We start from the raw sequence: 13,357 nt of genomic DNA on the forward strand, positions 1-13,357 counted from the left end.
CGGCGGCGCGGAATTACCAATCTCCTACCAATTCATGCTCCGTGCTTATCAATTCGGTGGTCGACGGCTGCAACCGCGTCGATTTCGATTCTCGTGCTGCCGCGGAAGCGCGCGACCTCCACGGTCGTCCGTGGCGGTAGTGGAATCCCGTCCAGCCGGTCGAGATACGCTGCGTTGTATTCGTCGAACTCCGAGAGATCGGCCAGGTACACCGTAGTCTTCAGGAGCGTGTGCAGCCCGCCACCCGAAGCCAGGAGCGTCGCTTCCAGATTGTCGAGTGCGACCTTGACCTGATCTCCGATCGCGGCCGGGGTCTGTCCGTCCGCAGTGGTGGGGATCTGCCCGCACGCCCAGATGGTGCCGGCGAACACTGCGGCTCTCGAGTACGGTCGTTCGGTGCCGCGTGGATGAGCGACGAGTTCACGCTGGTCAGTCATGGTTTGCCTCCGGGACGAGGAATCGCCTGCCGAGCGCGTACGCCCGCGACCACTTCGCGGTGTCGACGAAGAGGCCGTAGGAGACGGCGTGGCGGTATCGCGTCTCCCGTTCGGCGGCGGTGTGGTCGGGACGGGTCGTGTCGGTAGTGTGTGGTGCGGTCAGGACGAGCGTGCCTCCGCCGTGCTCACTGGTGGTTGCTGCGCCGCATTCGAGCGCGGGTGTGACGGCGACGTCGCGGTACATGTCGCCGGCTGCTGTCACGACCGTCGCGTTTGTGTGCCACCCAAGGTCATCGAGAGTGACCAGCCACAGTGTCGTGCCGGACCGGGAGGCGGCGCGGAGGGCGTACCAGTCGACGGCCTCGTGGTCGTCGATCCGGGACAGCAGAACCTGTCGTGATTGCGACAGCGCGAGGTCGACCGCCAGGGGTCCCGACAGCAGAGCGCTCCGGAGCGAGTGGTCGACGATGTCGACAGTGGAATTTCTCGACAGCGTCACACCGGCGGGACCGATTGTCGAATCCAGCCGGGACAGCGTGTCCAGGAGAGTGTCGATCCCGGTTCGCGCGTGGAGTTGCATCGCCGTCACCGTGTCGGCCGCGGCGCCGGCCTCGCCGGAGCTGACCCCGGCCGCGTACAGCGCGCGGAAGGCGGTCTCGCGAACCTCGCGCACCGCCAACCTGATTCGGTTGTCCACGGTCGGGAGTGCGTCGTGCTCGGATGTGTGGGTGAGCATGTCGGTCATCGGCGTTCCTGTGTCTCGTGCAAGCCGGGGAAGACGTCGTCGAAGATCCGCAGCCAGTTCTCCCCGAGAATCTTCGCGATGGTCTCGTCGTCGAGTCCGACGTCCTGCAGGCACTCGGTGAGAACCGGGAAGTCGGACGGGCCCGAAAACCAGTTCGGCCACATCGGCCACTCGGGTTCGACCGGATTCTGACTGGGCGGTCGCCAGCGACCGTTGCGCAACCACGCGACGTAGTCCTCCGACCAGTTTCGGGTGCAGTCACTCCCGATCGCGACGTGGTCGGGTCCGATCTGGTCGACGAGTCGTGCGACCATGACCGCGAAGTCGGAACTGGAGGTAGCCTCCCCGCCGAGAACGTTGGGGTAGAGACAGCAGCCGATCACGCCGCCACGGGCGGCCAGCGCGTCGATGACGTCGTCCGGCTTGTTGCGGGGGCTGTCGACGAACCACGTCGGGTTCGAATGGGTGATTGCGACAGGCTTTTCGGATGCGGCGATCGCATCCAGGCAGGTGCGGTTACCGACGTGGGAGAGATCGACGAGCATCCCCACCCGGTTCATCTCGGCGACCATGATGCGCCCGAACGCGGTGAGACCCGAGTCGTGCTCGTCGTAGCAGGCGCCGCCCGCCAGGTTCTGAATGTTGTAGGTAAGTTGCGCGACACGAACGCCCAGGCGATGGAAGATCTCCACCATCCGGTAGTCGTCCCCGAACGGCGAGGAGTTCTGGAACCCGAGGAGTACGGCGATCCGGTTGTCCCGCTTCGCCGCGCGAATGTCTTCGGACGTCTCCGCGAGGGTGACGATGTCTTTGTTGTCGGCGGCGAGTTGATACCACTGCGCGACGGCGCCGAGGGTGTCGGTCGGCCCGTCCCACACCGCGCAGGTGGCGTTCACACCCGTGACGCCACCGGCGCGGAGTTCCTCGAGGACCTTCCGATCCCAGTTGTTGATCTGAAGTCCGTCCACCACCAGCAGGTCGGAGTGAGTGAGCGTGTGCACTAGGAATCCTTTCGCGGCTTGCGGGTGAAGATCCAGTCGTCGTCGACTCCGGCGGCGACGTCGTCGGCCCGTGGAGCTCCCGAGTAGAGGGTCACGCGGAGCCAGTCGGTCGATTGCGGGCTGTAATTGTCCATTCCGTACATCGCCAGTTGGAATCTCTGCAGATTCAGGGGAAGGAACTTCTCGGCGAGCAGGTTGTCGTGTGCTTCGGAATACGGGATATCGGCGAGCGTCTGGACTCGGGCGACTATGCCGCGGTGCCATGGATGCTCGACGAGAAAGGCGGCGACCGACGCTTCGTCATGCACCGACGCGAGATCGCGGTCCAGAGAGGCGACGCACCGGGCGATGTCGATCGGATGCTCGACATTCTCGCCGGGATCGATGCCCCTGCGTCCGCGACGCGGCTCCTCGTTGTTCTCCGAGGAGAACCAGAAATGGGCCAGCTCGTCGGGATCGTCGAAGTCGAAGCGCCGCACCCACCCGTAGCGCTCTCGGAGGGCGGAGCGCAACTGGGCGCAGGTCTGCGCGGGATCGACGTCCTGCCGCTGATCGCAGCACAGCAACTCCTCGACCTCGGCGTCGAGTTGAGGATGTACCTCGACGATCACGCTGTCCACGACACCGCGGGCCTCGGGACCGATTGTCGCCGCGTGCTTGTGGAGCGTCCGCCACGCATGGGTCGTTGCCTCCCCGCTGATCGTCCCGCTGTCGATGTACTCGGCCAGCATGGCCCGGAGTGGTTCGAGTTGGGATGAGAGTTCGCCGCACGGGACGAAGGGCGCAGTCGCCAGGTCTTCGCGCTCGCGGAAGTAGTGTACGGCCCGCTCGAGCAGGTCCCCGGCAGCGTGGATGCGTCGATCGGCGGGCGTGGTCGCCTGTGCCAGTGCGTGAGCGAGCGGCAACTCGCGCGTGGCACACCAGGCGTCGAGCACGTGCGGGTGGTTGATCACGTAGGGCACCATGCCGAGACCCGTTGCGTTGCCGAGCCCGAGGTAGCGTCGCCAGTCTCCGGACAGCTTCACCGACAGACGGTTTCGGGCCCGGGCACAGTGCTCGACGAGGTCGTAGCTGAGCTCGCGCAACAACCAGGCGGTCAACATGTGTGCCCGGTAGGGTAGACGCAAGGGATGGTCGGCATCGAGCCGATCGAAATCTGCGAGCCCGAACTTTCCGTTGCTGTAGAACGCGGTACTCCGAAGAATGTAGGCGGCATCGCCCATGGTCGTGATGTCCGGTTGAGTGCCCTCGGAGAGGCGGTCGACGACGTAGTCGAAGAATCGGGCACTGCGGTTCGCTCGCGTCCAGATGAGAGTGCCGTCGTCCGCCCGGCCTTCTTCCTGACGCGGTACCTGCACACGCAATGCGCGCAATCGGCTCTCGGTCAGTGGTCCCTCGATCAGGGCGCCGGTGACGTCCCAGGCCTTGGCGATGACACGATCGGTTCGATCGCTCTCGGTGAGCGTCGTCGAGAACACGACGAATCGCACCTCGTGTGAACCGATGACGACGAGGTACACGATCTCTCCGCGGCCGGCGCCGTCGACGTCCCACCGCTCACGTTCCACCCGCCAGTTCTGCGCGGCCGCCGTTCGGAGGAAGGACCGGGCGAAACTGTGCCGGGTGTAGCGTGCCGCTCCCATGTCGGCCGGGTCCAGGACCTGCTCGGGCGATCGCGCCAGGGTCTGCGTCCGGCGGAGCGTGTCGGTCGGCCTCATGCGTCGCTCCTCGGCGTTCCGGTGCGGGCGTAGGCGATCTTGCTCCACGTGAAGAACTCGGCGCTGCTTGCCGCGTTCTGCTCGCGGGGAGCGGGGAAGGACGAGTCCTTGAGTCCGCCGAAGGGAGCGTGGAGTTCGGACCCGGTGTTGGGGGCGTTGACTTTGATCAGTCCCGCTTCGAGGTCACGAATGCAGCGACGAACGGCGCGCTCGTCGCAGGTGAACACCGCGGCGGTGAGGCCGAAGGGTGTTGCGTTCGCGACGGTGATGGCCTCGTCGAGGTCTTTCGCGCGCAAGATCGTGGTCACCGGGCCGAACACCTCCTCTCGGCAGATGGTCAATTCGGTGCTGCCGGCGAGCAGGGTGGGGGCGACGAACGCCGGGCCCGAGGTGGGCAGTGGTGCACGCGCCAGCAATTCGGCGCCCTCGGACAGCGCCTGGTCGACCGCGGCGGTTACCTCCTTTGCGGCGCGGGGCGAGACGAGCGGGCCGATCTGCGACTCGGGTGCCAGTCCGTCGCCGACCACGAGTTCCTCGACGCGGGCGACGAGCTCGGGAACGAGTGCGTCGTAGGCGTCGCCGACCGCGATGATCCTTCTCGTCGCCGTACATTTCTGACCGGTGCTTCCCATCGCACCGGCGATCAACACGGCTGCTGCGTCGTGCGGATCGACGTCGGGGAGCACGATTGCCGCGTTGTGGCCGCCGAGCTCCATCTGGACCTTCGCGCCGCGGGGCACGGCGGCAGCCTGGATCGACCTCCCCACCGGTACCGACCCGGTGAAGGTGACTCCGGAGACCTCCTCCCGGGCAACCAGTTCGGCGCCGATCGGGCCGGGACCCAGGATCATGTTGAGGACACCTCCCGGGACACCCGCTGCGGCAAGAACTTCGGCGAAGGCCGCGGCCACCGCAACCGTGTCGCTGGCGGGTTTCCAGACGACCGTGTTGCCCCAGAGCAGCGCCGGCGCCAGCTTCCAGGCCGGGATCTGGAGCGGGAAGTTCCACGGAGTGATGGCGGCGACCACGCCGAGCGGCCGGCGGACCGTCCGAATCACCTCGTCGGGATGAGAAGAAGGGTAGGTGGCGCCGTCGGCGTTCCTCGCCTGCGCTGCGTGGTAGTAGAGGGTCTCGACGGTGGCCCCGACTTCGGCGCGCGATTCGGGGAGGGTCTTGCCCTGCTCCCGGGTCATCAGCTCCGCGATCGCGTCCGCGCGCTCGGCCAGGATTTCGGCGGCCCGGCGAAGGACCAGTCCGCGGGCGATGATCCCGCGGTCGTCCCACTCCCGCCGAGCCGAGACCGCAGCGGATACCGCTGCATCGAGGAGACGGGTGTCGGCCTGGTGGTATTCGGCGACGGTGGTCTCGTCGGACGGGTTCGTCGTCGTGGTGACCGGACCTTCGCCGTCCACCCAGGCACCGCCGATCAGGTGGCGTAGAAAGTTGTCCGTGTCCGGCGCGGTGACGTGGTGCTCCACTGCTGACTCCTCGATCGCATGGTGATTCGGTGCCCTCAACGCTAGGCCGGGCACACACCGCGCAGAAGTACCTATTGTCAACCGACTGATAAGTTGCAAGTATCAATCGCGTGGAACTGCGGCAGCTTCGATATTTCGTCACGGTGGCCGAGGAGATGAACTTCAGGCGCGCCGCGGAACGCCTGCACATCGCACAGCCGGCGCTCAGTCAGCAGATCAGCAAATTCGAGAAGGAACTGAGAACCACTCTGTTCGAGAGAACCACGCGACGCGTCGAGCTGACCGACGCGGGCCGGGTGCTCCTGGACGAGGGCCGACGCGTCCTCGCGGAAGCCGATCATGCGCTGGCGGCAGTGGAGCAGGTCGCGCACGGTGAGGTCGGGCTGCTCCGCATCGGATTCGTCAGTTCCGCGGCGTTGAGAATCGTCCCCGCCACGGTGCTCGCCCTGCAGCAGGCGTGGCCCGGTGTCCAGGTCGAACTGTCCGAGTCGACGACCGACCGTCAACTGTCCGGGATCGCCGACGGAATCCTCGACATCGGACTGGTGCGTGAAGTCGACCGCGCGGAGGGCATCGTCGTGCGACCGCTGACCCGCGAGCCGCTGCTGGTCGCGATGCACTCGTCGCATCCCTTCGCGAACCGGACGTCGGTGCGGCTCGTCGAATTGCGCGACGAACGGTTCCTCACCTTTCCACGAGGCCAGGTTTCGCGACTCTACGACCACATCGCCGCCCTGTGCCATCACGCGGGCTTCCGGTTGGAAGCCGCCCAGGAGGCGCTGCAGTTTCCCACCCTCCTCGGATTGGTCGCCGCGAACACCGGCGTCACCATCGTCCCCGCCAGTCTCAGGGCCCTGCACCTACCGGACCTGCGGTACGTGGCGCTCGCGGATCCGCAGGCGGCCTCTACCGTCTCGGTCGCGTATCGCGCCGACAGACAACAGGTCCCGGCGATCCGGCACTTCCTCGACGTCGCATCGTCCCTCGACCTGACGGACGAAACCCGGTAGGCGCTCGCAGTTCGGCGGCTACCCGACCTCGAATTCGTTCGACGTCCCGGTGAACGCGGTGATCGCCCCTGCCGCGTCGCGGCTGTTGCCGAAGTGCTGCACGCGGTAGCGCCCGGCGGGTGTTCCGTCCGGGACGTCCCACGTGATGCGCGCGACCGACTGGTTCGACCCGGTGCGCGTCCAACGGTACTTGGTGGACCAGTCGCCGTCGTCGGCGTGACGCACCCAGCCGTCGCCGCCGCGGCGCTGGATCTCGAGGAACGTTCCACGTCGGCGCGGGTCGTTCCGAGGGTGGCCGGTGACGAACTCGACCGCGACCTGTTCGCCTGCTGTCACTTTCGCGGCGGGCTGGGTCAGCACGTCGCCGAAGGCGCGGCCTGCGGGTGGTTCGTCGCGGTCGACGCCCGGACCGACGTACGGCTGGAACTGCGACAGGTCGCGGGGCGCCGGGCCGCGGGGAACGTCGCTGCCGGTGCGCAAAGCGTCGGCGAGCGCCGCGAATCCCTGCTGGTACGCGGGCAGCGTGTATCGGCCGAACAGGGTCGAGCCGCCCTCGTACTGCTGCGCGTCGTACTCCTGCGGGGTGGTGCAGTAACTCGCGTACGAGTTGGCGTAGCCCTGGAGGATCACGTTCTCCAAGGGGACGCCGAGTCTGTCGGCGACGGTGCGGCGGATCCGCAGCCCGGACACGATCGTGAATTCCGCCGGGCCGCCCACGACGTACACGCCGCCGATGCGGACGATCTGAATCTTCAGCACGTGCGGAACCCACCCGTCGGGTGGCAGCAGACCGACGGCCACCAGCACGAGTTTCGGGGCCTGCGCATCCTGCAGCCACTGCGGGATCGGCGCGTCCATCCCGCCGAGTGCGTCGACGAGCGGGTTGGTGGTGCCTTCCGGGAAGATCGGGATGGCCGGACCGTCCTCGGTGCTGCCCGCGCTCATGGCGGCGCCGACACACGCGGGGGACGTCCGGTAGGTGCGGCCGTCGGGAGTGAACTCGCCGCCGACCTCCTGATTCGCCATGTCGAGGTACATGATTCGACTGTCCACGCCGCCGGTGAGGATCTCCGACGCCGACCCCCACGCCGTGCGTGCGGCCGCGACCTGCCGCTGCCCGATGATGCGGGTGTTCTCGAACTCGTCGTCGGTGGGTCCGTGGCCGGGCCGGAGGTCGAGGTTGGGGGACATGTCGCCGGTGTTCGTCTGCGGGAACGCGGCGACGAAATGCGGCTTCTGGTCGTCGAGGTAACGGACACCCTCGTGGTCGTGCTCCCAGAAGTAGGCGGCCGCGCCCTTGTTGTCACCGGAGATCAGATGGTTCGTGTCGGTGAGGGAAGCGCCGTGGGTGGGGAACCAGTTGATCGCCCCGACATCTTTGCCGCCCTGGGTGATTCGCAGGACCCGCATCGACGTGTCGATGCCCAGGGGGTAGTAGTCCCGGTCCTCGGCGGGGTTGCGGTCGAAGGCGATCCGCGAACGGTTGACGCTGGCATCGGTGAGTTCGCCGCGGCCGTACGACACCGAACCGGGTGCGAGGGAATCGTGCGCGGCGGTGATCGCCTCGACGATGCCGCCGACCTCGGCGTCGAACACCTGACGGTTGTGGCCGAGCACGGCGAGGTTGTAGGCGTAGTCGTGGGACGCGCCGCCGCACGCCGCGTGGGAGTGCACCGCCGTGAGCATGACGTTCCGCTCGGTGTACAGGTCGCCGTGGAGTTCAACGAGCCGGGCCAGCACGGCGTCGTGTACGGACTGGAAGATCATGCACACGTCGACGCACGCGTAGACCACGCGCTGCCGGCCGGGCTCGGCGAACACGAACGCCCGCGCACGGGTCCGCTGGTGCAATCCCTCCGCGCGCTGCTCGAAACTGGAGTACCCCATCATCCCGACGTCGGCGACCGGCCCGGTGGCGTCGGAAATGCCGACACCGACGAGGAATTCGGAGTCGGGGTCGGGAATCGCGGCTGCCGTCCCGGAACCGAGCGCGGCGAACGCCGGAGTCAGGGCCGCCCCCGCGAGCACGCTGCGTCGTCTGATCTGCACTACCGATCGTCCTTTCGGCGGCCGTCCCCCCGGGGGTGCCACGAATTGGTCAAGCGTCCAGAACCGTAGCCGGTATTGGACCCCAGTTCGGTGCTCGGTGCAACCCCACCCCATGTGAGTGGCGAAGCGTGCGCGCGCACACTTCGCCACTCACGTGCGGTCAGACGGGTCGCGCGTCCCCGAACGTCATCTTCAATTCGGGGATCGAGGACGTGACGAGTGCCCGTTTCGGAATTCCCAGCGACCGCAGTTCGTCGGCGATCGGGTGGCTGCCCAGTTTCAGCTCCGCCCCTCCGGGCCGGGACCGGACCCCGGTCGGGTTCATGTCCCAGGTGGTGAATCGGGTGAGTCCGTCGAGATGCGAATAGGCGGAGAGCGACGTGCTGACCCCCGAACCCGGCAACGAAATTCCCGGTTTGACGCTCAGCTGGGCGATCAGCCGGCCGTCCCGGCTCACCGAACCGCGCTTGACGGAACCGGTGTGGTCGACGTCGAAATCGGCCAGGACCTTCGGGAAGCCCCAGATGCCGCGGCCGGCGGCCAGGGTGAAGTCGCCGTCGACCGGCAGCCGATGGATCAGCGCACCCGCCCGGCCCTGGGCCAGCGACTTCAGGTCCTGCGGGACCGAGGTGCCGTCGGCCCTGTGGTCGCGGACGAGGAATGCCACCCCGAACTCGTTGTACGGCCCGAGGTCGCCGTCCACGTAGTCCACGAACACAAGGACGCAGATGCCGCGTCCCGGCCGGAACTGCAGGATCTCGAGGCCGGTGTAGTCGATCAGCGACTGGGCGGCGGCGGTCGGCACCGAATACATCGCCATGAACGCCGACGCGGCCCGGATCTCCACGGGCATGTCGACCTGCTTGCCGAGAACCTGATGCGACGTCACGGCGCGACCACCCCGCGCAGACCGTCGGCGCCGAACATGGGCTCGAACATCGAGGTGAAGTCGGGCCCGCGACGCAACATCTGGCCGCCGTCGACGTTGATGATCTGACCCGTGATCCAGGTGGAGTCGGGACCGAGGAGGAACTTGGCGAGCGCGGCGATGTCGGTGACCTCGCCGACCCGTGCGATCGGGGTGTTGGCCAGGTAGTCGTCGAGGACGGGTCCGCCGTCGGTGATGAGCGCGACGAGGTCGGTGCGGGTCAGCCCGGGGCGGATGCAGTTGACGCGGACGTTGCTCGCCCCGAGCTCGTCGGCGGCGAGTTGCGTCAGGTTGTCGACTCCCGCCTTGGACGGACCGTATGCGCCGAACCAGCGGTGCGTGTTGCTGCTCGCGATCGAGGAGATGGTGACGATGGAACCGCCGCCCCCGGCGACGAGCGCCCGCGCGGAGTGCTTGATCGTCAGCATGGTGCCGGTGATGTTCAGGTCCACGGTCCGCCGCCACGCGTCGACGTCGAGCTGGGTCACGGGTCCCACCGTTTCGTTCCCGCCTGCGCACGTGACGACGCCGTCGAGTCGCCCGGTGCGCTCACCCGCTGTGGCGACCGCGCGGATGACGTCGTCCTCGTTCGTGACGTCGGCGGTGACCGTGTCGACGGTCCCCGCGGGATCGCCGGCGGTGATCTGCTCCGCTGCGCGTGCCAGTTTCTCCACGTTGCGACCACAGATCGTGACGTGGACGCCGTCGGCCGCGAGGGACGTGGCGACGCCCAGTCCGATGCCACTGCCGCCGCCGGTGACGAGTACGGACGTCTTCGCGAGCCCGCTGCTGCCGTCGTTGGTAACCACGTACACCTCCAGGTGATAGAACTCGTGTCAATTATCGGGCCGAGGATCTGTGAAACTTGCCGCTATACCACTGCGTCATAGTAGGAACACGTTCTATTATCGGGGCACGATCGGCGGGATTCAATGCGGAGGAGTACCTCGATGACGAACAGGCCGGATTTCGATCTGATCGACGGACGGTTCTACTCGGGCGAACTCGGCGACCCGCGGCAGGCCTACGCATGGATGCGCGCCCACGAACCGGTGTATCGCGCGGACGGGATTCTCGGCGCCGCGTCGTACGAGGCCGTCCTGGCGGCCGAACGCGACCCGGAGTTGTTCTCGAACGCGGGTGGCATCCGGCCCGGGGTGGGCCCGCTGCCGCAGATGATCGACATGGACGACCCACAGCACCTGCAGCATCGCCGACTCGTCAACGCCGGCTTCACCCGCAAGCAGGTGGAAGCGAAGACCGGCCGGATCCGGGAGATCTGCGATCACCTCATCGACGCCGCGTGCGACAAGGACGAAGTGGACTTCGTGCGCGACCTGGCGGCGCCCCTCCCCATGGCCGTCGTCGGTGACATGCTCGGCGTGCGGCCCGAGGAACGCGACACGTTCCTGCAGTGGTCCGATGACCTGATGAACGCACTCGGCAGCAACGCCACCCAGGAGGAACTGCAGGCACAGGCCAACGCGTACCTGGCATTCAACGAGTTCACACTCCGCACCATCGAGGAGCGGCGCCAGAATCCGACGGACGACCTCACCAGCATCCTCGTGCACAGCGAGATCGACGGGCACCGGCTCAGCGACCCGGACATCGTCGGCGAAACCCTGCTGATCCTGATCGGTGGTGACGAGACCACCCGGCACGTCCTCAGCGGCGGCATGGAACAACTGATGCGTCACCCCGACCAGCAGGCGCGCCTCGTGAACGACCCCGACGACATCCCGGCGGCGGTCGAGGAGATGCTGCGCTGGTCGTCGCCGATCAAGAACATGTGCCGCACCGTCACCCGCGACGTCGAATTCTTCGGAACCGACCTGCGCGAGGGCGAGAAAATGATGCTGCTGTTCGAATCCGCCAACTTCGACGAGGCGGTGTTCGAGAATCCCGAGATGTTCGACATCGAACGGTCACCGAACCCACACGTCGCATTCGGTTTCGGCACCCACTTCTGCCTCGGCAACCAACTCGCCCGGCTCGAAGCGAAGATCATGTTCGAGCAACTGCTGTCGCGGCTGCCGGACATGGTGCTCGTCGACGACGGCCCGCTGCGACGTCGACCCGCCAACTTCGTGTCCGGGCTCGAGGAGATGCCGGTGAAGCTGTAGGCGCTTCGCACCCGTGCGCCTTTTTGGTAGCTGGAGCAGCCAAAAAGGCGCACGGGCGGCGGAGCCGCCTACTCCGGTGCGTCGATGTTCAACTCGTCCGGGTGGGCTCCGACGCGGGCGCCGTCGTCCATCGTCTCGATCTCGCTGAGGTCCTGCTCGCTGAGCTCGAAATCGAACACGTCGATGTTCTCGCGGATCCGCGATTCATGGACCGACTTGGGGATGACGATCAGCCCGCTCTGCAGATGCCAGCGGATCAGCACCTGCGCCGCGCTCTTGCTGTGCCGGTCGCCGATACGGGTGATGATCGGGTCGGTGAGCAGCGTGTTCGGCTTCGAGTCGTCGCCCCACCTCGAGTTGCTGGTACCGCCGAGAGGGCTCCACGATTCGACGGCGATGCCGTGGTCGACGGCGTAATTCCGGATCTCCTGCTGCGCCAGATGCGGGTGCAACTCCACCTGGTCAACCGCCGGAACGACGCCGCCCCGATCGATCAGCAACTGCAGGTGACGCGGTTCGAAATTGCACACACCGATCGCCTTGGCGCGACCGGACTCGGCGATCTTTTCCAGCGCATCCCACGTGCGGAGGATGCGGTCGTCGTCCTGCAGCGGCCAATGGATCAGATACAGGTCGACATAGTCGACGCCGAGACGTCCGAGGCTGGCGTCGAACGCTTTCAACGCCGGCTCGTAACCCTGATCCGCGTTCCACAACTTGGTGGTGAGAAAGACGTCTTCGCGGGCGACTCCCGAATTCGCGATGCCGCGGCCCACACCTTCCTCGTTGCCGTATCCGGCGGCGGTGTCGATGTGCCGATAGCCCGCCTCGTCCAGGGCGAACCCGACGGCGTGTTCGGTCTCGTCGTTGTCCGCCTGCCAGACTCCCAAGCCGAGCTGCGGGAGGATGGTTCCGGAATTCAGCACGATGCTGGGTACTCGAGGACTCATGCTGTCCAGGCTATCGACTGTGGTGGGGTCGTGAGGGGTACATGCGCTGCCTGGCATCATGCGGAGGTGACGCAAATTCGGCTGTTGGCGACGGACCTCGACGGCACCCTGCTGCGGTCGGACCGCACGATCTCCCCGCGCACCGCGCAGGCCATGGAAGACGCGCGACGGTCGGGGGTCGAGGTGGTGTGGGCAACGGCCCGCGCCCGGCATTCGGTGCACGAGCTGGCGCAGTCGTGCGGATTCCGCGGCAAGGCGATCTGCGCGAACGGGGCGGTGGTCCTCGATCTGGCCGACGGAACCCCGGTGATCACGGCGACGACGACCATCGCGATGGCGTCGGCCGCGGCGGCGATGGACCGGGTGCGGACGCTGATGCCCGGTGTCGTGTTCGCGAACATCGGTCCGACGCGCTTCGTCGCCGAACCGGCGTACGCGGCGTTGTGCGAGTTCGCCGACCACCACCGGCACCCGCACGAGATGACGCTGTCGGAACTGCTGCCCGACATCGACGAGCCGATGGTGAAAATCGTCGCCCGGCACCCCGAGGTACCCAGCGCCGATCTGTACCGGGCGGCGGTGGCGGCCGGCGTCGACGGCGTCGAACTGACACATTCCGGTGCGCCGTACGTCGAGATGGCGGCGTCCGGCGTGTCCAAGGCGACCGCGCTCGCCGAGCTCTGCGCGGTCGACGGGATCTCGACGGAAGAGGTCGCGGTCGCCGGCGACGCCATCAACGACGTTCCGATGCTGACGTGGGCAGGCACGGCACTCTGCCCGTCAAACGCGCTGCCGGAAGTCCTCGCCCTGGCCGACCACGTCCTGCCCAGCAACGACGAAGACGGTGTCGCCAGCTACCTGGAGGGGCTGCGCCCGTGAGCCTTTTTGGTTGTTGGCGCTACCAGAAAGGCGCAC

General features: G+C 67.0%; 12 protein-coding genes. 3 read left to right on the forward strand and 9 right to left on the reverse strand.

What is annotated here, in order from left to right:
* Positions 1-32: 32 nt before the first annotated feature.
* The 5 genes from ACFWAY_RS00645 to ACFWAY_RS00665 are packed head-to-tail and all read right to left on the reverse strand — an operon-like array spanning position 33 to position 5,379.
* A complete protein-coding gene (locus tag ACFWAY_RS00645; RefSeq protein ID WP_378509515.1) occupies positions 33-437 on the reverse strand; it encodes a RidA family protein in 405 nt (134 codons plus the stop codon).
* Positions 430-1,182: a hypothetical protein gene (locus ACFWAY_RS00650; RefSeq protein WP_378509516.1), complete on the reverse strand. Its 753-nt coding sequence runs from the start codon at positions 1,180-1,182 to the stop codon at positions 430-432. The genes ACFWAY_RS00645 and ACFWAY_RS00650 overlap by 8 nt, the downstream gene beginning before the upstream one ends.
* Positions 1,179-2,183, reverse strand: coding sequence for a membrane dipeptidase (locus ACFWAY_RS00655; protein WP_378450883.1), 1,005 nt, complete (start codon positions 2,181-2,183; stop codon positions 1,179-1,181). Before ACFWAY_RS00655 ends, ACFWAY_RS00650 begins: the two co-directional genes overlap by 4 nt.
* Positions 2,183-3,901 carry a hypothetical protein gene (locus tag ACFWAY_RS00660; RefSeq protein ID WP_378509517.1) on the reverse strand — a complete coding sequence of 573 codons (1,719 nt, stop codon included), beginning with the start codon at positions 3,899-3,901 and terminating at the stop codon, positions 2,183-2,185. The genes ACFWAY_RS00655 and ACFWAY_RS00660 overlap by 1 nt, the downstream gene beginning before the upstream one ends.
* On the reverse strand, positions 3,898-5,379 hold the full coding sequence (locus ACFWAY_RS00665; RefSeq protein WP_378509518.1) for an aldehyde dehydrogenase family protein: 1,482 nt from the start codon (positions 5,377-5,379) through the stop codon (positions 3,898-3,900). Before ACFWAY_RS00665 ends, ACFWAY_RS00660 begins: the two co-directional genes overlap by 4 nt.
* 110 nt (positions 5,380-5,489) lie before the next feature.
* On the opposite strand from ACFWAY_RS00665, the gene ACFWAY_RS00670 reads away from it, so the two are divergent.
* Complete coding sequence (locus tag ACFWAY_RS00670) at positions 5,490-6,389, forward strand: LysR family transcriptional regulator (protein WP_378450886.1); 900 nt, start codon at positions 5,490-5,492, stop codon at positions 6,387-6,389.
* A gap of 18 nt (positions 6,390-6,407) precedes the next feature.
* Here ACFWAY_RS00670 and ACFWAY_RS00675 read toward each other — a convergent pair whose 3' ends face one another.
* From ACFWAY_RS00675 to ACFWAY_RS00685, 3 genes are all read right to left on the reverse strand, one after another.
* Positions 6,408-8,438 carry a neutral/alkaline ceramidase gene (locus ACFWAY_RS00675; RefSeq protein ID WP_378509519.1) on the reverse strand — a complete coding sequence of 677 codons (2,031 nt, stop codon included), beginning with the start codon at positions 8,436-8,438 and terminating at the stop codon, positions 6,408-6,410.
* Between the two features lie 160 nt (positions 8,439-8,598).
* Complete coding sequence (locus tag ACFWAY_RS00680; protein WP_378450888.1) at positions 8,599-9,327, reverse strand: acetoacetate decarboxylase family protein; 729 nt, start codon at positions 9,325-9,327, stop codon at positions 8,599-8,601.
* Complete coding sequence (locus ACFWAY_RS00685; RefSeq protein WP_378509520.1) at positions 9,324-10,175, reverse strand: SDR family oxidoreductase; 852 nt, start codon at positions 10,173-10,175, stop codon at positions 9,324-9,326. Before ACFWAY_RS00685 ends, ACFWAY_RS00680 begins: the two co-directional genes overlap by 4 nt.
* 141 nt (positions 10,176-10,316) lie before the next feature.
* On the opposite strand from ACFWAY_RS00685, the gene ACFWAY_RS00690 reads away from it, so the two are divergent.
* Positions 10,317-11,492 carry a cytochrome P450 gene (locus tag ACFWAY_RS00690; protein WP_378509521.1) on the forward strand — a complete coding sequence of 392 codons (1,176 nt, stop codon included), beginning with the start codon at positions 10,317-10,319 and terminating at the stop codon, positions 11,490-11,492.
* 68 nt (positions 11,493-11,560) lie between these two features.
* On the opposite strand, the gene ACFWAY_RS00695 is transcribed toward ACFWAY_RS00690, so the two are convergent.
* Positions 11,561-12,442 (reverse strand): aldo/keto reductase, encoded by an 882-nt coding sequence (locus ACFWAY_RS00695; RefSeq protein ID WP_378509522.1) that lies wholly within the window; start codon positions 12,440-12,442, stop codon positions 11,561-11,563.
* 66 nt (positions 12,443-12,508) lie between these two features.
* Between ACFWAY_RS00695 and ACFWAY_RS00700 the strand changes: the two genes are divergently transcribed.
* Positions 12,509-13,321, forward strand: a complete 813-nt coding sequence (locus tag ACFWAY_RS00700) for an HAD family hydrolase (RefSeq protein WP_378450892.1) — start codon at positions 12,509-12,511, stop codon at positions 13,319-13,321.
* Positions 13,322-13,357 lie beyond the last annotated feature (36 nt).

The sequence above is a fragment of the Rhodococcus sp. NPDC059968 genome (assembly GCF_042738615.1).
In the GTDB taxonomy this organism is placed as follows: domain Bacteria; phylum Actinomycetota; class Actinomycetes; order Mycobacteriales; family Mycobacteriaceae; genus Rhodococcus_F.